10 protein-coding genes are annotated in these 22,984 nt (G+C 40.9%); 6 read left to right on the top strand and 4 right to left on the bottom strand.

Annotated features, from left to right (window positions below):
• Positions 1-210 precede the first annotated feature (210 nt).
• From AAA970_RS17910 to AAA970_RS17900, 3 genes are all read right to left on the bottom strand, one after another.
• Entirely contained in the window at positions 211-1,314 is a 1,104-nt protein-coding gene (locus AAA970_RS17910) for an alkene reductase (protein WP_338238263.1), read from the bottom strand.
• Positions 1,315-2,556: 1,242 nt separating this feature from the next.
• Positions 2,557-3,387 (bottom strand): hypothetical protein, encoded by an 831-nt coding sequence (locus tag AAA970_RS17905; RefSeq protein ID WP_338238262.1) that lies wholly within the window; start codon positions 3,385-3,387, stop codon positions 2,557-2,559.
• A gap of 15 nt (positions 3,388-3,402) precedes the next feature.
• Complete coding sequence (locus tag AAA970_RS17900) at positions 3,403-4,242, bottom strand: hypothetical protein (protein WP_338238261.1); 840 nt, start codon at positions 4,240-4,242, stop codon at positions 3,403-3,405.
• Positions 4,243-4,682: 440 nt separating this feature from the next.
• Between AAA970_RS17900 and AAA970_RS17895 the strand changes: the two genes are divergently transcribed.
• The gene (locus AAA970_RS17895; RefSeq protein ID WP_338238260.1) at positions 4,683-7,409 is read left to right on the top strand and encodes a BspA family leucine-rich repeat surface protein; all 2,727 of its coding nucleotides are present in this window, start codon (positions 4,683-4,685) and stop codon (positions 7,407-7,409) included.
• An 878-nt stretch (positions 7,410-8,287) separates the two neighbouring features.
• On the opposite strand, the gene AAA970_RS17890 is transcribed toward AAA970_RS17895, so the two are convergent.
• A complete protein-coding gene (locus AAA970_RS17890) occupies positions 8,288-9,997 on the bottom strand; it encodes a glutamine--tRNA ligase/YqeY domain fusion protein (protein ID WP_338238259.1) in 1,710 nt (569 codons plus the stop codon).
• 1,072 nt (positions 9,998-11,069) lie between these two features.
• On the opposite strand from AAA970_RS17890, the gene pafA reads away from it, so the two are divergent.
• The 5 genes from pafA (at position 11,070) to AAA970_RS17865 (ending at position 22,334) form a co-directional block, all read left to right on the top strand.
• Positions 11,070-12,731, top strand: coding sequence for an alkaline phosphatase PafA (gene pafA, locus AAA970_RS17885; protein ID WP_338238258.1), 1,662 nt, complete (start codon positions 11,070-11,072; stop codon positions 12,729-12,731).
• A 715-nt stretch (positions 12,732-13,446) separates the two neighbouring features.
• On the top strand, positions 13,447-15,300 hold the full coding sequence (locus tag AAA970_RS17880; RefSeq protein WP_338238257.1) for a glycoside hydrolase family 13 protein: 1,854 nt from the start codon (positions 13,447-13,449) through the stop codon (positions 15,298-15,300).
• A 1,139-nt stretch (positions 15,301-16,439) separates the two neighbouring features.
• Positions 16,440-19,622, top strand: coding sequence for a SusC/RagA family TonB-linked outer membrane protein (locus tag AAA970_RS17875; RefSeq protein WP_338238256.1), 3,183 nt, complete (start codon positions 16,440-16,442; stop codon positions 19,620-19,622).
• Between the two features lie 30 nt (positions 19,623-19,652).
• Positions 19,653-21,182 carry a SusD/RagB family nutrient-binding outer membrane lipoprotein gene (locus tag AAA970_RS17870; RefSeq protein WP_338238255.1) on the top strand — a complete coding sequence of 510 codons (1,530 nt, stop codon included), beginning with the start codon at positions 19,653-19,655 and terminating at the stop codon, positions 21,180-21,182.
• 24 nt (positions 21,183-21,206) lie between these two features.
• Positions 21,207-22,334, top strand: coding sequence for a hypothetical protein (locus AAA970_RS17865; RefSeq protein ID WP_338238254.1), 1,128 nt, complete (start codon positions 21,207-21,209; stop codon positions 22,332-22,334).
• Positions 22,335-22,984: the final 650 nt, after the last annotated feature.

Below are 22,984 nucleotides of genomic sequence, written 5' to 3'. Positions count from 1 at the left end.
AATAGCGATGCTATTCTTTCAATATAATCCATTATCGCTTCTGCAATTCTTCCAATTTTCGCAACGAATTTTGGCTTGTAAACACGCTCCAAAGAATAATTTTAGGGTCGACCATTTTATTTGGTCAAAAGTAGAAAACCACCGCCTGCGACATGCCCGCAGTGCTGGTGGTTTTTTTATGCCGGATTTTTAACCAGCGTTTTGCCATAATTACTGGTAAAAAGGGTAATCCGTATAGCCTTCTGCTCCACCACCATAAAAGGTACTATGTGCATCTGCCCGCCCTTCGTTCAGTGGCCAGTTATTTTTCATTCTTTGAACCAAATCAGGATTGAAAATAAAAGGCTGTCCAAAGGCGACCAGATCAGCTTGTTTTTTAGCCAATATTGCTTCCGCTTTTGCTTTGGTTAATTTTCCTGCCACCATGATCGGGCCATTATAAACAGCTCTTACTTTTGTTCGAAAACTATCCGGCACCTCCTGATAATTGGAGATATTTTCCGAGAAATGAATATAAGCCAAATTGAGTGGTTCCAAGGCTTTTAAGATCTCATAGGTCAAATCGATAATTTCCGGATCATGGGCTGCCGCTCCTTCTGCCACGTGTGGAGAAAGTCGAATGGCAGTTTTTTCTCCTCCAATGGCTTCCGTCACCGCTGTGATGGTTTCCAAAAGGAATCGCATTCGATTTTCTTTACTGCCTCCGTATTGATCTGTTCTTTCATTAGCATGCAATCTCAGGAAAGAGTCAATTAAATAGCCATGTGCGCCATGCAATTCCACACCATCAAAACCTGCCTCTATGGCATTTTTGGCGGCCTGAACAAAATCTTGCTGCGTATTTTTGATGTCTTCCAAAGTCATGGCTTTAGGTAATTCAGTTTCAATCATACCAAAGCCACCTTCTTGAAGCGGTCCGTATACCCTGTCTGTTACCTTTAATGATGAGGGTGCATGCGGTTGTTCACCCGCAATCAGACTATGAGATCTGCGGCCAACATGCCATAATTGTATAAATATTTTTCCACCTTTGGCATGAACTTCATCGGTCACTTTTTTCCAGCCTTCAATTTGTTCAGGAGTGTAAATGCCGGGTGTCATGGAATATCCTCTTCCCACTTTCGAAATTGGGCTTCCTTCGGTGATAATCAATCCGGCAGTGGCCCTTTGTCCGTAATATTCTGCGGCAAGAGGAGTGACCACTTCCTCTCCAATGGTTCTGGAGCGGGTCATGGGCGCCATGGCGATGCGGTTCTGAAGATGATTGCCTCTCAAATTGTATTGTCCAAATAGCTTGCTTTGCTCGGTGTTCATATTGCTGAATGTTTTGTTTTTGATGATGATGCAAACATAAGACCAATAGTAGTATCAGAAAAATAAGATATATTATGGCGTTCTATTATTTAAATGATGGAATGAGCCGAGTATTGATCCAGGGTCGGAACAGCCGGTGTTTTTCGTTGGAAGTGGTTTGCATTGAATAGGGGGACTTTATAGATTCGCTTTTCCGGATTCGATTAATCCGGAACTGTCTTTTGGCTTTTGAAAACGCGCTAAGCCGGATCATTCATGCTCAAACCCTCTTTTAGTGGTAAATCGGGAAAAATGAAGGGGTTTTTATTAATTCGAGTTTTTTACAAGAAAGCGGAGGGATGGGGAGAAAGCGAGTTAGCCCAAATTTGACTACTATAAATCAAAGAAAATAAATCATAATGATTTGACAATAAGTCGCTTGTTTCTGGTCAATTAATTTATCGGTGAAAAATTCGGGCTCATGCCTGCTCCGAAGAGCGTGTTTAAAAGCCAAAATTCGTAGCGAAAATTTGAGGTATTGCAGAAGCGATGCCCGATTATTTTGAGAGAATAGCATCACTATTGTGGAGAAATTATCCAAAATCGCTTCCAATAATTCGAATTTACAGCCGGTTGGTGCGCCTTTAAACATGCGCTAAAATTATCCGAACTTTTTCTGGCAATCAAATGATGTCTATATATAAGACACGGGTAGGCGATCTGGAACAGTGCAGGATTGGAGAGAAAAGAACAAGATGTAAGTTTTTTTGATTTCGGGAAAGAAGATCAAAACCCTTAAAAAATCCAAAGCCGGCTTGGGACCGGCTTTTTGATGTGGAAATATCAGATTTCGGAAAATAAATTTCCATTATCCGAAAGTAACAAACAGTGATGAGTTATCAATTCATCACTTAAAAACGACGTGCTACAAATATGCTATATAAATTGAATCGATTATTGTACAATAGCGTTTTTGAGTTGTAATATCGACTTTATTGTATTTTTTTGCTTTATAAGTCCAACAAATTAATTCGGGTGTTTTGCGAAAATACGCTAAGAGCAAATTTGACCTTTATTTTATTGGGTAAAAGTTCCCTTTTAAGCTTTAATGTATGGTATATTTACGGGATGATAATAATCATTAAACTAGGTGATAAAAGTAGGATTCTGTAAAAAATAGTACTATTTGAATATTGCGGCATTGGTGCATAAAAAAAGCCTATCCACTGAAGGACAGGCTTTAAACTGATTTTTGTTTTTGTCTTAGAAGTGAAACATTACATACAGGCCTGCATAGGTCGAAGAGGCTCCTGTAGTTTTGAAACTTCTGTTAATATCACCAGGACTTGTAGGTTTGTCCATTTCCACTCTTTGGTCACCCACCATGGTTTCGTAAACTCGAAATCCCTGGCTTTCCCAACCGTATCCGTAATTTACACTTACTTCTGCTCCAAAGCAGGCTTTGGGGATAAAGTAGTACTCAATACCACCGTATAAACCTGCTGTCAGACTATTGTAGTTGCCATCGCGGGTCTCCAGCGTTCTCTCTGAGGATCTTCCCTGGTAAGTGGTAGGTCTTGGGTTAGCAGCCGTCATCTGGTTTCCATATTCGTATGCATAGCGGCTGGTCGAATGCGTGTAGGTCGCTTGAGCACCATAAAATCCTCTCAAACGGCCATATCCACGAAACTGTTGGTAACCGGCATTAAATGACGTGCTGCGATAAAAACGAGTTCGCATATCTTCTACCTGCGCATTACTGTTCGGGTCTACCGCGATAGCGGCATCATCCTGTACATAGTAAAGATTTTTTGTAGTAGAATTATTGATGGTCACATTCAATTTTACCGCCGAATTATCCGTTAGGAAATAACGTAAATGAATCGTCTGACTGCTTGGACTAATGGTGTTATTGGTTTTTCCATTGAACATATTGCCCAAAAATTCCAAATAAGGCTTTGCCTCCAAACCAATTCCAAAATCACCAGCTTTTGGTAAAACAGGCTGTCCTTTTTTGCTTAGAACTTCCTCCTCTTGTGCATAAGTATTAATGGCTAATAAAGACATTAATACAAAACTTAAAAGTTTTTTCATATTAATATCTTATTCTTACTTAGTTGGAGTCGAATCTGCTGAATTGTTAAAATCAATGTATTGGATCAGACCGTTACTCGAGTAAGAGAATGTACTATTGTTGTAGTATTTTTGTCTTTCTGGTCCGTCCTCAGTAGTCAGGTCATAATAGAAATCCATAACCTTGATGGTGTGGCTTTTTGGGACGCTTACAACTGCTTTGCTGTAAGTGCTGTTATCATTTGATACTACTTCAAATGAAGTTACCGGAATGGTCCAGTAGTTGGAGCTGTTACTAGATTTGAAAACTACCTCAAAATCAGATGGAAGTGCGGCCATTCCTTCATCTTCGTCCGTATATGCGCGGAAGAAGAAGGTAACATCAACCATATCCATTTCGTCACCAATCGTTTCACCGTAGAATTCAACTGTCTCGATTTTAGCCTGGCTAGGTACTAATGTGAAAGACAGCTCATCTGCTTTAAAAATTTTATTGATCTCAGAAACATTGCTGTTAATTCCCTGCTTTTGATTTGCTTCAAAATCAACGGGTTCAAGGTCAAAATGGACGCCTTTTGCTGAAACTTTTACAGCAGTTTCAAGATATCCATTTTCATTTAATGTTAAGGTATCATACCATCTTCCTGAAGCGTTGCTATTGAAGTCAGAATAATCTGCGGAAAGCACAAAGCGGCATCCGGCAGGCGCATCTTCCATATTTGGGGTAGATAAATCCAAATTTGCCTTTGCATAAATTTTTATACTTGCGTCAAATTGTGCATCCATCGTAAGCTCTGAGCTATCCACACTTCTCGCGCAGGAACAAAGCAGTAAGTAAATCAACCCGAAAAGGAATAGATTAGTAAATTTTTTCATGATTAATATGAGTAAAATTAAATTTGAGAGCGCAAATATAGGGGGTAAAATCGCAATAACAATACATGATAGTTAAAAAAATTAATAGATATAATGCAATATAGCCCTAATTAATCGTTGATTCTATGTCTATTTGGTAGATTTATAGCATTTTATGAAGGATGTAATTATTTGAAATAAAGTTGGGTATTCAGTTATTATTTTTGATTAACTCCTCATAAATTATTTTAAATAGGTAGTCTTGTAATAGTTTTTTTGATTTTTATCACCTCATAATACCTTTTTAGTTTGGTGATTTTTAAGTATTAATTTATGCCTTAATATTGTAGAGTGGAAATTATAAAATAATTTAATGATATTTTGCAATATTTGAATTAGCCCTATAATTTTGATTTTTATATCATATCCGTTCGGAATAGAGCGATCATTATAAATAGTATATGAAACATCGATTACAAATCCTGATTTTATTTTTATTGGGTTGTTTTTTGGGGCTTGAGGGTCAGGCACAAAACCCATTTGTTTTCTCGGTAGAGATTGAGGAGGGGCACCGGGAATTTTTAATTACTTTTCACGCCCCCCATAGTGATGATGAAGTTGAAAATGTAACCATTTATTGGGGGGATGGGGTCTTTCAATCTGTGGCGATTGGGCAAGAGCAGGTCATTAATCATCAATATCAAGATGCCGGGCGACATGCCATCACCATTGAAGGTGAATTTTCGGGCTTGACATTTTGTTCCTTTGGAGATAATCCCAATTCAGGACAAATTAACAATGCCCAAAAGGTGAGAGAGGTACTGGAGTGGGGCGATAACCAATGGTATTTCGTCGAAAATATGTTTAGCCAGGCTAGTGAATTTACCATGAAGGCGACAGATGCTCCGAACCTTTCTTCGGTGACCAGTATGCGCCGTATGTTTTTCAGGGCAAGTAAGTTCCGTGACGGAATTGGGCATTGGGATGTGAGCAATGTGACGAATATGTCTGGGCTTTTTAATTACGCTAGGGCCTTCAATGAAAATTTGAATGACTGGGATGTGAGTCAGGTGACCAATATGTACGAAACCTTTTATTATGCCACTTCTTTTAATAATTCCATCAATCAGTGGGAGGTAGGTAATGTAGAAAACATGTCAGGAATGTTTTACAACGCCTGGTCATTCGATCAAAGCTTGAATGATTGGGATGTAAGTAAGGTTTCGAATATGTCCCGGATGTTTTATTATGCCTGGTCTTTCAACCAAAATTTGAGTGATTGGGACGTGAGTGAGGTTGGAAGAATGGATTATATGTTCTACGATGCCGATTCCTTTAACCAGAATTTAGGTGCCTGGGATGTAGGGAATGTAACCAATATGAGCTATATGTTTAAATATGCTTATGACTTTAAGGGTAATGGTCTTGAGCTTTGGGATGTGTCATCTTTGCGGAACATGCGTGATATGTTTTATCAAGCAGAAGCTTTTCAGGGAGATTTGAGTCAATGGGATGTGGGTCTAGTTACAAATATGCGGAATGCTTTTCGTTACGCAATAAGTTTCAATTCGGACCTGAGCGAGTGGGACGTTGGAAATGTAACAGACATGGATTATATGTTTACAGGAGCAGCGTCTTTTAATTCCGATATCAGTAATTGGGATGTGAGTAAAGTAGAATATTTTAGTCAAATGCTCCATGGAACTAACTTTTCCCATAAAAATTATGATGCTTTGCTAGTGGCATGGAGTGAGTTGCCGGTCAGGAATTATAAGACTTTCGGAGGTGTTTTTTATTGTAGTTCGGAGGCGCAAGCGGCCAGAAATAAACTTCAATGGGAGAAAGGATGGAATATTAGTGATTCAGGGCGAAAATGCCCGGGTACCGCTATGTTTTTACCTAATGGAGGAGAAGGAGAGTATGAGGCTCAGGAAGCGGATGAATTTTATAAAATTTATAAACCTAGTGTCGATCCGACCAGAGCGGCATATGAATTTGTGGGCTGGTATGTGAGTTATGATGATGGTGTAAACCTGGAATATGAGTGGGATTTTGAGGAGGAGTTAACCGAGCCGCTAAATTTATATGCCAAATGGGAAGCCGTTCCCTATCAGATTAATTATGAAATGAATGGAGGGTATTGTTATAATCCCACTAATTATACTATTGAGGAGGAGGTGAACTTTGGGAGTGCCTGGCGAACGGGTTATTCATTTGACGGTTGGTTTTATAACGAGTACTTTGAAGACCAATACGTGTATGATTTTCCTGTGGGCACAACAGGTGATACCACCCTTTATGCAAAATGGGATTTAGTGTATTATCGCATCTATTATTCCTCTAACGGTGGAAACAATCATCCGAGTAACCCTTTCAGCTATCATATCGAGGGAGGCGCCACCTTATACAATGCTAACCGGACCGGTTATGATTTTAGTGGGTGGTACACCAATTCAAGTTTTTGGGGAGCGCCTATAACAGCAATTCCTGTGGGTCAAAGTCAAAATTATAATTTGTATGCCAAATGGACGCCTACCTCATACGATATCAATTATGTATTGAATGGGGGAAGTAACCTGCCTGAAAATCCGACGCAGTATACGATTGAAGATGCATTTTCATTTTCAGGTGCCATAAAAGCGGGTTATTCCTTTGAAGGCTGGTATTTGGATCCGGCATTTTCCGGAAATCCGGTGACTGCGTTGGAATTAGGGAAGTATGGAGATTTAACATTATATGCAAAATGGGTGGCAGCGGATTATTTGGTGAAATTTGAATTGACTTCACACGGAGATTCGGAGGATGAACTGGAATTTGAAGTAAGCGCAGGGGGTAATATGCCAGATGTTCCGGTAGTGACGGCCAAGCCAGGCTATGTATTTATGGGTTGGGATAAGGATTTTCCGGACAGCATTTTTAAGCCTTATTTATTTGTTGCTCAGTATGAATCTTTGTTGTCTTCTGAAGCCGAAGTTGGATTTAAAATGTATCCAAATCCAGCCAGAAAGATGGTGCGTTTGACGGGGGTATTATCCGGACAAAAGGTAAGCATCTTTACGGTGCTGGGAACGAAAGTATATGAAACCAGCACAAAAAGCGGGGAGTTAAGCATTGACGTGAGTCAGCTTCATTCCGGAGTCTATTTAGTATTAGTGGATGGTGTATCCAAGAAACTTATAGTAGAATAATTAATATAAAATAGGAAGCGGAATAAACAGGCTTCTCTGATTACAATGAGGCTATCTCCATATGGGGATAGCTTTTTTTTTGAGCGTGTTAAAAGCCAAAATTCGCAGCGAAAATTTGATTAGTGCAGAAGCGGTACCCGATTATTTTGAGAGAATAGTATCGTTATTGTTGAAGAATTGTCCAAAATCGTTTCCAATAAATCGAATTGGCAACCGGTTGGTGTGCTTTTAATCATGCTCATAATTATAGTGGTGGGTAGGAGAAGGAGATAGGGAAGGCGGAAGTTTTACTACCGGACAGGTTGGGTGTTACGGGGCAACGATTTTGAATTAGCCAAATTTTTCACCGATAGATCCATTGAGTTCATCTAAAGGGTTCATTACTTGGGTGTTCTGATTCTATTTCCTGATTTGTTAATGCCTCCAATTTGGCTAAGCTTGTGTTTTCTTCATTCATCTGCTTTGTTGAAAAAAACTTGAGGTAGAAAAAAAATCTCCATTTTCCTGCCATGCAGCTAAACGAGGATTTAACTCGAATTATTCACCGCCAGATTTAGTAAGTTGTCTTAACTCGCTTTTTGTCAATGCGCTACATTTATATCTACTAATTTTTTTCATAGCCCAAAATTTGGGCAAGCCTGCTTTCTCCTCCTTCATCTGCTTCGTTGGAAAAAAAACCGAAATAGGAAAAATCCCTTCATTTTTCCCGCCTTGCAGCTAAAGGAGGCTTGAAGCATAAATAATTCGGGCTAAGTCTTCTTCAATTAGTTCGTTTTTTCTGAGCTAATGAAGTTTTCAATATCTTCATAGTTTGTGATATAGAATAAAAAAGCCCCACCAAATTGGCGGGGCTTTTCCTCAATATTTAATTATAAATATTATTTCTTATTCGCTTTTCCCCAGGAATCTCTCAATCCTACTGTACGGTTGAAAACGATTTTCTCTTCAGTGCTGTCCGGATCAATATTGAAATAACCTGTGCGTTGGAACTGTACGTGATCCAAAGGCTTATATTTACTTACACTTGGCTCCACTTTGGCCGTGATGATTTTCAGAGAACCCGGATTCAGGAATGCTTTGAAATCCTTGTCTTTATGTCCGTCAGGCGCCTCATCAGAGAATAGGCGATCATACAATCTAACCTCAGCATCCAGGGCGTGTTCTGCAGCTACCCAATGCAAAGTTCCTTTTACTTTTCTTAAAGAAGCTTCGGTGCCGGAACCTGAACGGCTGTCAGCATCATAAGTACAGTGAATAGTGGTGATGTTACCATCCGCATCTTTTTCCACTGATTCTCCTTTAATAATGTAAGCGTTTTTCAAACGAACTTCCTTGCCTAAAGACAGACGGAAGAATTTGCGTGGCGCATCTTCCATAAAGTCTTCGCGCTCAATGTACAATTCTTTACCGAAAGGCAGTTTTCTGGAGCCTGCATTTTCATCCTCCGGATTGTTTTCTGCTTCCAGCCATTCCGTTTCACCCTCTGGGTAATTGTCAATGACCAGTTTTACAGGATTCAATACCGCCATCACGCGATCTGTGATTTTGTTCAAATGCTCACGTACTGCGAACTCCAAAAGTGCGACATCGATTACATTCTCACGACGACCAACTCCAATGGTTTTACAGAAATTACGGATAGATTCAGGGGTGTAACCACGACGACGCAAACCGGAAATGGTAGGCATGCGTGGATCATCCCAGCCGGAAACTACATTTTCCTCTACCAATTGTAAAAGCTTGCGCTTCGACATTACTGTATAGCTCAGGTTCAATCGGGCGAATTCCCGTTGCTCCGGCTTGGTACCTTCAGAATAAACCTGCCCTAAAAACCACTCGTAAAGTGGGCGATGCACCTCAAATTCTAAAGTACAAATGGAATTCGTAATCCCTTCCAGATAATCTGACTGCCCGTGCGCATAGTCATACATAGGGTAGATATGCCATTTGTCGCCCGTACGATGATGCGCCTTATTAATAATGCGGTACATCAACGGGTCACGTAAGTGCATATTGGGGTTGGCCATATCAATTTTGGCTCTCAAAACAGCTGCACCTTCGGCTAACTCCCCATTTTTCATTTGCTCGAACAGCGCAAGGCTTTCTTCTACCGGACGATCACGGAAAGGACTGGCCTTCCCTGGCTCGGTTGGAGTGCCTTTTTGTTCGGCAATCGTCGCTGCAGACTGCTCATCTACATAGGCTTTTCCTTCCTTGATTAATTGAACCGCCCAATCATATAGCTGGTCAAAGTAATCAGAAGTATATTTTGGTTCACCTTCCCATTCGAATCCCAACCATTTCACGTCTTCCTGAATGGAATCCACATATTCCTGGTCCTCTTTCGAAGGGTTAGTGTCATCAAATCTTAAATTACATTTACCCTGGTATTGCTGAGCCAATCCAAAGTTTAAACAGATACTTTTGGCGTGGCCAATGTGCAAATATCCGTTTGGTTCAGGGGGGAAGCGGGTATAGACTTCTCCTCCGTGTTTTCCTTCTTTGATCTCCTCTTCAATGATCGACTCTATAAAGTTCAGCGACGCTTTGTTTTCCTCCGCTGAACGATCTGGCTCATTATGGCTCATATGCAAAATATTTAACGCTTTGAATTGCAAATTTATGGCAATAATACAAAAAGACAAGCTCCGGTTTTGGAATAAATTGATTATTAGAACCATTGCAAATGGGCTATCGATTTGTTTGCGCTCCTTTTTTTAGAATGGACTTTTGAAAATCAGGAATTTGGAAAGGGTAGCAAGGCGGTAATCTTTATTCGAGGAGGCTTTTATGAGGTTCATTTCAAAGGCTTTGCAAGCGTAAAAGCAGGAGGTGCTTTTTCTCCTCCAATTATAATCCTGCAGAAGGAAGGGAGCAGGTTGCATTTCGGTTTTGAAGATCAGTAGTCTATTTTTTGGCGCTTAAATGCAATGGGAAGAAGAGCAATTAAACCCGAATTATTCACTTCTAAAATCATTTATACAACTCAAGGCGCTCAATCTTAACCTGTAGTAGGTATTTTTCCTTGATTATTAATAGCCCAAATTGAGGTATGATTACTTTCTCTTCATTCATCTGCTTCCTTGGGGAAAATTCGAAATAGGAAACCATTCCGTCATGATTCCCGCCATGCAGTTACACGAGGATTTAAGCCTAAATAATCCGGCTTAATTGACTTGAGCTTTTTTACCACTACTTCATGACTGCAGATATTGGAGGGTAAAGCGGATGCACATGAATGGAATGTTTTTATCATTGGCCCGGGAAATATGCCACGGCGGAAATTGTTTGCGTTGGCCATGACCTTGGGCCAATAGAACAGCATGCCCTCTGTCCGATGGTTTTCCCCTGGGGCGGTTGACAGGTTAGTGTCGGAGGAGACACGTAAGCCTATTTTTACGCTTGTTAGAAATCTCTAAAACCGAATCAGCTTTTTGTTCGGGCTCTGGGATGGCCAGCCTCGGGACCTGAAAAGAGACTGTTGTTTTGAATTGGAGTTTCTCCTCATTTAACGAATAGTCTTTTTTGATACTATTTTCGAATTTATGGTGGATATCTTAGCTTAATTTTAATCTTCTTGTCACATTTGAATCATGCAAAGTTAATGCATAAGTGATGAAGTTGATTTGCGGGAATGATATCTTTGTGTCAAAATAAACAATGATGAAGAAGACGATATTAGGATTAGGGCTGGCAATGGCCCTGAATTTGGCGGCGCAGGCTCAGGAAAAGCTGGAGTTAGAGCGTCCGAAGTTTGTGTTGGGAATTGTGGTGGATCAAATGCGCTACGATTACATCAGTAGATATTGGGACCAATATGGTGAAGATGGTTTCAAGCGTTTTTTTAAAGAAGGAACGGTCTACAATGATATGCATTATAATTATGCCCCAACGACTACCGGACCCGGACACACCACCGTATGGTCCGGAGCATATCCTTCCAATTCAGGAATTGCGAACAATGGCTTCTACGATCGTGAATTAGGCAAGTCCGTTTATTGTGTGGATGATCAGTCGGTGAACACCGTAGGGTCCGATAACGGAGAAGGTAAGCGCTCCCCGCACCGCATGTTGGTGACCAATTTGCCTGATGAATTGAAATTGGTAACCAATCAGCGCTCAAAAGTGGTTTCTTTAAGTATTAAAGATCGCTCGGCCATTCTTCCGGCGGGTCATATGGCAGACGGGGCTTTTTGGTATGATTCTAAAACCGGGAATTTTATTTCTTCTACCTTCTATATGGAGAACTTACCGGAATGGGTGAAGGCCTATAATGATAAAAATCGTTCGGACGAATTCCTGAAGCAGAAATGGGAGTTGTTCCTGCCGGAATCTGAATATGCAGGCTCCATCGAGGATGATAACGCCTATGAGGCTAAATTCCCGGGCGAGAAAAGCCCAACATTCCCACATGATTTGCCTAAAATTGCCAAACATTTGAAGAAAAACGGAAAGGCACCTTATGGCATGTTGTCTGCTACCCCTTTCGGGAATACTTTGGTGACCGAAATGGCAATGGAAGCGATCACCGCAGAACAATTGGGTACGCATGACTTTCCGGATATTTTAGCCATTTCATACTCTTCCACCGATAAAATTGGACACCAATTTGCGCCGGCTTCAAAAGAGGTGCAGGATGTTTATGTTCGTTTGGATAGAGAGTTGGCCGAATTGTTCAAGTTCGTCGATGCCAATGTAGGCATGGAAAATACAGTAATTTTCCTGACAGCAGACCATGCCGGTGCTCATAACCCGGTTTATATGGCCGACAATAATTTCGAGCCCGCTAAATATGTTGACTTAAAGCCAATCACTCAGGAAGTGAAAGCGAAATTTACTGAGAAGTATGGGGAAGGCGATTGGGTGCATGGTATTTTTGGGGAGCAGTTGTACCTTAACCGTGATTTGATTGCTGACAAAGGATTGGATTTGGTGGAGTTGCAAAACTATGCAGCTCAGTTGATTATGAGAAATACTTCTGTTCAGGATGCAGTTACAGCGACTACCTTGTTGACCGCACAATTTACCGAAAGCTACAAAGCACTATTGCAGCGCGGTTGTCATCCAAAGCGTTCCGGTGATGTATTTATCGTTTTCCATTCCGGGGTATTACTTGGAAAAGGCGTAACGGGTACTTCTCATTCTATGACTTTTAATTACGATACGCATGTGCCCTTATTGATGATGGGCGCAAGTATTCCTAAGGGAGAGCAGGTGAACCAATATGTGCAAATCACACAGATTGCCCCGACCATTTCTAATTTGTTGAAAATTTCTGCGCCTTCAGCAGCTTTCCAGCCCGTATTACCTTTCAAGGACTAATAGCAATACAGGCTCATGAAAAAATAGATGAGTGAGTTTCGAAAAATATAAATAGGCACTTCGGTGCCTTTTTTTATGAGAGGATAGGAACGGAGCCATCGGGTATGGGGATAAGTGTTGTTCAATTGATACTCCTTTTCGGAGTGTCAGATACCGGAACTTTTGGGGTGATTTTGGCATTGTCCTTCCGGAAATAATTTAACGAAAGTGAAAGCCGCTCGCGGAATAATTAAATTTCAACAGCGCTTCAGGAGCAGATGTTTGTAGGGCTCATCCCCGGAGAATAGAAGGACTTTGCTTTTTTAGGGTGTCATAGAATCTTCTTTTTTCTTTATTGATGTTTACTTGATTGTTCACCTGATGTTCACCAATTTTTTTAAAAAACTCCCTCCAGTGTGTTTTATGGCTATTCTGTTTTTGTGCTTCTGGAAATTTTTTTCTTCTTGTTCACCAGATGTACCCCTGCTAATTTAGGTTGTTTCCAGCCATTTCTACACTTTTGGAAGGTCAGCTGCAATATGGATGTGGATAAATAGAAGAAGCTTAAACAATTTCTTTTTTGGGCTATTCCATTAATAAAGTCCATTTCTGCTGGCAATTAATGAGGAAGGTCATTGATTAAAATTGGTTGAAAAGGAGGCTGTCGGTCATTACTTATGTTTGAACGGTAATGAGCCGAACAGTCACTTTGGAGGACTACAGAACCCGTAAAATTATGAGATTAAGATTTTTATTAATGGTAGTAGCAATGACGGTAGTGTCATTCGCGGAAGCTGCAAAAGTAAAGGTGGACCGGGTAGAGCCACTGAACTGGTGGGTAGGCATGAAAAACCCTGCTTTACAGTTGATGATTCACGGTGAAAATATTGCTGACTTGAATCCCACGATTAATTATGCCGGAGTAAGCCTGGATCGTGTGATTAAGGTGGAGAATCCGAATTATTTGTTTGTGGATTTGACTATCGGAAAAGAGGCACAAGCCGGTACTTTTAATATTGAATTTAAAAAAGGCGGTAAAGTGCAGTTGAAGTATCCTTATGAGTTGAAAAAGCGGGAAGCAAATTCCGCGAATCGCCAGGGTTTTGATGCTTCTGATGTGATTTATCTGATTACTCCGGATCGCTTTGCCAATGGAGACCCTTCCAATGATACGGTAGAAGGCTATGCCGATGGCCTGAACCGGGAAGATAAAATGGGGCGTCATGGTGGCGATATTCAGGGAATGATTGATCATCTCGATTATGTAGAGGATATGGGCTTTACCGCCATCTGGCCGCAGCCATTAGTGGAAAATGATCAGGAGCATATGTCGTATCATGGTTATTCCATTACGGATTTCTATCATATTGACCCACGTTTTGGTTCTAATGAATTGTACCGAGAGTTTTCAGATAAAGCTGCCGAAAAAGGGATTAAAATTGTGATGGATATGGTGTTTAACCATTGCGGTTCCGGCCACTGGTGGATGGGAGATTTTCCAACGAATGACTGGATTAATTATCAGGCCGAAGGCTTTAAGCCGACTAATCATAAACGTACTTCAATTCAGGATCCACACGGGGCGCAGGTAGATTTGCAAGGGATGACGGATGGCTGGTTTGTGGAAACTATGCCGGATCTGAACCAGCGTAATCCTTTGTTGGCAGAATATTTAATTCAAAATTCCATTTGGTGGGTGGAATATGCCAATTTAGGTGGAATCCGGATGGATACTTATCCTTATCCTGATGCAGATTTTATGGCAGACTGGACTTGTCGAGTAATGGCCGAATACCCGAATTTTAATATTGTGGGGGAAGAGTGGAGTATCAGTCCGGCAATAGTGGCTTTCTGGCAGCGTGATAAGGTGAATATAAATGGTTATTCCTCTTGCTTACCTTCTCTGATGGATTTTCCAATTCAGGATGCCGTGGTGAAATCCCTGAATAAAGAGGAATCATTTCACTGGTCGGATTACTGGAATGATATGTACGAAATGTTGGCGCATGATTTCCTATATGCCCACCCGGAGGATTTGACCATCTTTCCTGATAACCATGATATGAGTCGTTTTTATTCCCAGGTCAATGAGAACTTTGACCACTTCAAATTAGGGATCACTTACTTTCTGACCACTCGTGGCATTCCGCAAATCTATTACGGTACAGAATTGTTGATGAAAGGCGTAGAGGATCATGGTATTATCCGTTCGGATTTCCCCGGAGGTTGGGAAGGAGATGCAATAAATGCTTTTGAAGGGAAAGGCTTATCAGCGGATCAGGCAGAAGCGACCGCCTTTATGAAGACCTTGTTAAACTGGAGAAAAAACAGCGAAGCCGTGGCCAAAGGAAAGATTAAACATTTCGCTCCAGAGGATGGTGTATATGTTTATTTCCGCTATACGGAGGAAGCCCAAGTAATGGTGGTGCTGAATAAAAATGCGGAGGCAAAAACATTATCCTCCGCACGATTTGCCGAAATACTAAAGGCGGATGCGACCGGTAAGGAATTGTTTAGTGGAAAGAATATGAATTTCTCCGGAGATTTTGAAGTACCCGCCAAAGGTTATTTGGTAGTGGATATTCAATAAAATACCCAATCCCCCATGAACTGAGCACTGCCCGGAAAGGCAGTGCTTTTTTTGTGGGTGGGTTAAATGAATTATTTTTTTAGATATACCAAAAGATATCGGTGTGGAAATACATATATTTTTACCTGAATGAATAGAAAAATGGTCTTGAATATTTCTTGTTTTTAAGTCGGATTATTCATTTTTAAATCCTCCCTGAGTCGCGAGAAAGGGAAATTGAATGGAATTTTCCGGTTTCGAGTTGTTACCAACAAAGCAGATAAATGAGGAAAAAGCAAGCATTCCTAGCCCTCTTGGGGTTAAGAGCGTGTTTAAAAGCCAAATTCTGCAGCGAAAAATTGAGTATTACAGAAGCGATACCCGATTATTTTGAGAGAATAGCATCGCGATTGTTGAGAAATTATTCAAAATCGTTTCCCATAATTCGAATTTGTAGTCGTATGGTGTGCTTTGAATGCTTTAAAGGAATCAGTGAACTTAAACCGAAAAACGATCAGGTATTACATGGATTATCGTTTGCTGAAATACTTTTTTGAGGACGATGACGAGCTTGATTTCGTAGGTCGGGAAGCTTATTATTTTTTTCCGGAACAGCGTCTGTATTTATGATTGCTATGGTGTTAAATTTAAATAAAAAATCGTTTTCGGGATAATAAGAATTTTGATTGTTTAAGAATTGTCATTTGCGCCCTCGATAATGTAAGGAGATTTGTGAGTATCTTATTTTTGTAGCCTTAGTTTTAAATTTATTTAAAAAAAGCGATGATTTTTTGATATTTGCCTACTTGAAGACTGATTTTGTTTGAAGATACGTAAATGTTAATTTTTTTTGGATTAATATTGAACATTAAAAATCCCTGAATTTGTAAGTGAATTTCCCTGAAATTAAAATAATATTAGCAATCTTTTTTCTTTTGTGTCCGACCAGGCTTGATTGATTGCCACTTTTTTATTTTGGTAAATAATCAGATTAAGAGAAGGTTAAGAAACTTAAATGCATGCAATTAAACAATACCAGTATACTGGTATTTTGTATGGTTTATTCTTTTTGTTTTAGAATTTTATTCCGCAATATTTGGAATATCAAAATAATTCCCTGAAAGGGGTATTATCCATTCTTAACCTAATTATTACTTAGTATGAAAAGAGGAATACTCTTGATCATTACTGTGTTTTGGGCAACCTTATCTGCTCTCGCACAGGGTAAGCTGGTAACAGGTACTGTTACTGCCGAAGAAGGAGGGGATCCTATCCCCGGAGTCAATGTATTGTTAAAAGGTTCATCCACTGGAACCGTGACCGATATTGATGGTAAGTTTAGCATTAATGTAGATGGCCCGAAATCAGTTCTGACCTTTTCATTTATTGGATTGGCAGAGGAGGAAGTGATTGTTGGAAGCCAATCTGTAATCAATATGACGATGACTGCAGATATTAAGCAGTTGACAGAAGTAGTGGTGACGGCCTTAGGAATTGAAAGAGAAGAGAAATCACTGGGTTATGCGATTCAGCAGGTGGACGGCTCGGCTTTAACGCAAACCCAAGAATCAAATATTGTGAGTTCGATGGCCGGTAAAATTGCCGGTGTACAAATTACCAGCTCTGGTAATATGGGAGGTTCTTCCCGTATTTTGATTCGTGGAGCGAATTCCGTAACCGGTAATAACCAGCCCCTTTTCGTAGTGGACGGAGTGCCGATTGATAACTCTAACTATCGTGATACGAACCAGGCCTCTGGTGGTGGAGGTTACGATTATGGTAATGCCGCTTCAGATATTAACCCGGATGATATTGAGTCCATGTCTGTACTGAAAGGGGCCTCCGCAGCCGCTTTGTATGGTTCCCGAGCATCCAATGGTGTTATTTTGATTACCACTAAAAAAGGTCAAAAATCTCAGCGAATTGGTCTTAGCGTTAATTCAGGCGTAACCTTTGCAAATCCATTGGTTTTACCAAATTACCAAAATGAATATGGTGGTGGTGCCGGAGGCTTCGGTATGAATGAGGAAGGACAATTGGTGCCAGGCTATGCAGTAGATGAATCCTGGGGACCAAAAATGCAGGGACAGTTGGTGCGCCACTGGGATTCTTATGATGAGTGGGATACTGAAAATTATGGAAAAGTGCGTCCATGGACTTCTAATCCAAATAATGTAAGAGATTTCCTTCGCACAGGAGTAACTTTCAATAACAATATTTCTTTGAGTGGCGGTACTGATAAAAGCACCATGCGTTTGTCTTATACAAATGTGGACACCGAGGGCATGTTGCCTAACTCTTCCTTAAAGAAAAATACCTTGTCTTTTGCAGGTTCTTACGATTTCACCAAAAAATTCACGGCCGGTTTTAATGCCACTTATGTGGATCAGGCTGCGGTGGGTAGAACAGGTACCGGTTATGATGGCCGTAATCCATTCCAGCAGTTTAACCAGTGGGGACAGCGACAGTTGGATATGGATCGCCTTGCGAATTATAAAAATCCAGACGGTTCTCAGCGTACTTGGAACCGTCGTTCGGCGGATGATGGACGTCCGAAATATGCAGACAACCCCTATTGGACCCGTCATGAAAATTACAATACAGATGTTCGTCGTCGTATTTTCGGTAATGCGAATGCTACTTATAAATTCACAGATTATTTGTCGGTAACCGGTCGCGCTATGCTGGATCAGTATACAGACAGAAGAGATGAAAGAATTGCGGTAGGTTCTGTAGAGCTATCTGAATATAAACACCAAACGTATCAGGTGCAGGAAACGAACTTTGATTTGATCGCTACTTTCAACAAGCGTTATGGGGAATTTTCCGTAAATGCCAATGCTGGTGGAAACCGCATGGAAAAATCCATGTTCTGGAATTATGGTAAAACCGAAGGGGGACTTTCTGTTCCTAATCTTTATACTTTAGAGAACTCCGTATCTCGTCCAACCATTAGAGATCAGCGTGAAACGAAAATGATTAATTCTGTTTTCGCTTCCGGTTCTGTGGGCTATAAAGACATGATTTATGTGGATGCGACGATCCGTAATGACTGGTCTTCTACTTTACCAGCAGGAAACAACTCTTATTTATATCCTTCTATCTCTTCTTCATTCGTGTTTTCGGAGTTACCTTTATTGAGTGACAGTGAAGTATTATCCTTTGGTAAATTGAGAGCGGGTTGGGCGCAGGTTGGTTCGGATACTGATCCTTATAAGTTAATGGATACTTATGCTGCTAATCCAAACTACGGCTCTGATCCTGCCTTTACTATTCCGGATATTAAAAATAACCGTGATCTGAAGCCAGAGTTCCAGACTTCCTATGAGATTGGAATGGATTTGAGATTCCTGAAAGACCGCGTTGGTTTGGATTTCACCTATTATCATATCTCACAGACTGATCAGATTATTCCGGTTGCCGTATCCGGTGCTTCAGGATATACGCAAATGTATATCAACGCCGGTAAAATGGAGAATAAAGGGGTGGAGATTATGCTTCATGGTACTCCAATCCAAACCAATGATTTCTCCTGGGATGTAACGGTGAATTATGCGCGTAACCGTAACAAGCTGGTAGAATTAGTGGACGGATTAGATAATATTCGTTTGGGTTCCATTTTCGGAGGTTCTGTGAATGCGCGTGTAGGTCAGCCTTATGGTTCGATCGAAGGCCGTGCTTTTGAAAGAGATGCTTCAGGGGCTTTGGTTGTAGATAATAATGGATATTATATGTCTACCTCTTCTGATGAGGTGTTAGGCACTACGATGGCCGACTGGACCGGTGGATTAAGTAATACCTTCCGATATAAAGGATTTACGCTTTCTGCATTAGTAGATGGTTCTTTCGGAGGTTCTCTATTCTCCATCTCTAATTATTTTGGAAAATACTCCGGTATGATGGAGGAAACGGCAGCCAACGGTATTCGTGAAAATGGAATGGTTTTCGGTGGTGCCATGGCGACTTTTGATGCCAATGGAGATGTAATAAGAGATGAAAAGGGTAACATTGTGACTTCCGGAGAAAACAATCAATTGGTTTCAGCAGAAGGTGGATTTGCTTCTCTATACGGAATTCATGAGTCAGCCACTTATGATGCTTCTTTCATCAAATTACGTGAAGTTTCTTTAGGTTATACCCTTCCCAATAGTATGATGGGTAAACTACCTTTCCGTGATGTAACCTTTTCAGTAAATGGAAGAAATCTCGCTTTGCTTTATAGTAATGTCCCTCATATTGATCCTGAAGCGGCAGCGGTAAATGCTGGTAACGTTCAGGGCCTTGAGGGTGCGCAGGTGCCATCAGCACGTACCTGGGGCTTCAATCTGAAGTTTAAACTATAATCCAGTTCTTAACCTTTGATTTTTATTAAGATGAAATCTTTTTCAAAAAATATAAAAGCATTGGCTGCAGGTTTTGCCCTTTCTATGATGGCAGCTTGTACCGCCGGTTTTGAGGACGCGAATACGAATCCTTACGAGCCGGAAGAAGTACCTACTTCTTACCTGATGACAAATGCCCAGAAGACCATGATGGATCTGACCTGGGATGAATGGCAAAATGCGCGTATGGGCATGTTGGTTTCCCAGTTTTGGGCGCAAAATGATTATCCTGAAGAATCGCATTATGACTGGGGTGGCCGTGCTTCCATGTTTAATAATACATGGAACCGCTATTATGCACGCCCATTGCGGGATTTTAAAGAAATCATTGATTTGCTTTCAGGAGAGGAAGCGGCAAGTTATGTTGCTTCCGGAGCTCCGGAAAATCAAATTGCCGTAGCGACCATCTTAAGAGTATGGGTCTTTCAAAACTTGACCGATATCTGGGGTCCGGTTCCTTATACAGAGGCTTTGAAAGGAGATGAAAATAAGTCTCCGGAATATGATAGTCAGGAATTTATCTATAAGTCCTTATTAGAGGAGTTGGCGGATGCAGTAGCGATGATTGACGAGGACCAGTTGGGAATGCAGGGCGATTTGGTGTTTGGTGGTGATATGGCCAAATGGAGAAAATTCGGAAATTCTCTTCGCTTGAGAATGGCGATGCGAATTTCAGATGTGGATGCGGCAACCGCAAAAACCAATGCGGAAGCGGCAATCAAGGGAGGCCTGATGACTTCAAATGATGATAGCGCGATTTTCCCTTACCTTAATGCTGCACCCAATCAAAATCCACTGTACGATAATAGAATAAATGGTGGTCGTAATGACTTTGCTCCTTCAGAGGCCTTGATAGAGGTAATGAATACTTTAAATGATCCTCGCCGTCCTATGTATGCGACTAAGGCTACTACTGGTGAATTTGCGGGGCAATATAAAGGAATGACTTATGGCTTGACCCGTGCTGCGGTAACCGCAATTCCACTTTCCGCAACCTCTCAGCCTTCTGATGAAGTAGAGGCGCGTGCAGATGCACCGGGGTTTTTCCTGAAATATGATGAGGTGGAATTTAATCTGGCGCACGCTAAAGAATTGGGTTGGGCAGTAGATGGAAGCGCTGCAGAGCACTACTATGCCGGTATCGAGGCTTCCCTTGAAGCCTGGGGGGTGAATTCCCTTTTTATTTCTGCTTATTTGGCGGAGGATGGCGTTGCTTATGATGCTGCTGACTGGAGACAGTCTATTGGTGTTCAGAAGTGGTTAGCGCAATATATGCAAGGGCAGGAAGGTTGGTCTACCTACCGTCAGTATGATTTCAGGGGCGTTTTGTATGCTCCGGTAGAGCAGGGTGCTTTTACTTCTTTGGCAAACTCGGCAGTACCTACTCGCTGGACTTACCCTGCTGATGAAGGTAACCTGAATAAAGCGAATATGGATGCCGGAGCAGCTATGCTGGATGAAGGCGATAAGCTTTTTTCTAAAATGTGGTGGGATTTATATCCTGCTGCGCCATTAAAGTAAGTTTAATATTTGATTTTTATTATTATGAATAATATAGTAAAAAAGCTTTCCGTTTTGGCGCTGTCTGGAATGGTATTGTTCTCTTGTAATAATGCAGAGGAAAGCTATGATTTTGGAGTTCCCGGAGATTCTTTTCATGTTGCTTCGGCTTACACAGTGACGGAGTTGGATCCGGTTAATATTTCCATTGACCTTGAGGGCGCCCCTTCTAAGGTAGAAATGGTTTACGGCGGAACAACAAAGGAATTGGCAATAGCAGATGGTAAAGCAAGTTATTCCGGTACCTATGGAGATTTCGGTTTGGAGAAAGTAAAGGATGCAATTGCGGTAGATTTTAAATGTTACGCTGCAGATGGTTCTTCTTTCGTGGTAAAGCATTCAATGGTAGCCATCGGTCAAGCGGCGGAAGTTGCTGTTGATGAAATTACCTTTAACGATAAGAAATATGAGATTTTCTTTACTTCCAATTTGGTGAATGAGGATTTCACCGCTGCTGATTATGTTTTGAAGGGCGCCATCAATAGTGATGATTTAGAACTAATTCCGGAGGAGGAAATTGAAGAGTCTTATGATAAAGAAGGGAACTTTTTGGGTTGGTCAGTAAGCTTTGTAGGTAGCCAGGTTGCTCAAATTGGGGATACGGTTCACGTAAATATTACGGCATCCAATGATTTTGGAACATCTGAAGCTGAAGCATCCAGCATCATTAGCAAATGGACCTTTAGTGAAGCGGGTAGTCAGGAAATGGTTGCCTCTACACCTTACTATGATTTGTTATCGAAAAGTTTGGTTACAGCAACGGATGTTTACGATGTGGCTTATACCCAAAGCGGCATTGAGGCAGGAGAAAACACTCTTTTTGTAAGCTTGTCAAGTGATTTTGATATGGCGAACCGGTATTTAGTGGAAGACCTGGACTTTGAGAACGCTGGTGTTTCTTCTATAAATTTTGATAAGCCAGGTGATCTTTTAGCTTACCGTAGCTTAAGAATGGTGACAGAGAAGGAGGAAGAAACTGGAGAGCCTGTAGAGGTAGCCTATTATCATTACGGTATAATTAAAATCGATGCTTATAAAGTAGTGGACGGAGCGGATCATACTTTTGATATGTCCTTCTTTGCGCACTCAGACGGCGTAGTGGTTTCAGAATAAGTCTAAAATAAAAGGGGATATTCCTCTATGAAAATGAAATGGAGGATGCATGACATCCTCGAAAGATAAGGCGAAGAATGGATAATTGCCTTTTACTTAAGTAAGTGTTGAGGCCGCTCCTTGGAGTGGCCCTTTCTTAATATGTGGTTATTTTTAGGAGCGGCTTTTATCTGGCCGCTTTTTTCGGTTCATAATCTCGCTGTTTTTGAATTTCTCCTGAGGGCGTCTTTTAACCCGGAATATTCATGCTTAAATCCTCGTTTAGCGGCATGGCAGGAAAAACGAAGGAATTTTTCCTATTTCGAGTTTTTTCCAACGAAACAGTTGAATGAGGAGAAAGCAAGCTTGCCCAACTTTGGCCTATTGTAAATTAAAGAAAACACATTATAATAAGCTGATATAAAGTTATTTATGCTTAGTTGATGGATTTAGCGGTGAATAATTCGGGTTAAGAGTGTGCCTTAGCCAGAATCAGGCATTCCTAAGCCGGATTATTTCTGCATCAATCCTTGTTTAGTGGCATGGCAGGAAAAACGAAGGGATTTTTCCGGTTTTGAGTTTTTCCCAACGAAGCAAATAAAGGAGGAGAAAGCAAGTTCACCCAAATCCGGGGGATTATAAAATCTGTTAAATGTCCTTTATATCAACAA

This window comes from Persicobacter diffluens (assembly GCF_036244895.1).
Classification (GTDB): Bacteria; Bacteroidota; Bacteroidia; order Cytophagales; family Cyclobacteriaceae; genus Persicobacter; species Persicobacter diffluens.
This window is presented reverse-complemented; position numbering and strand designations above follow the sequence as displayed.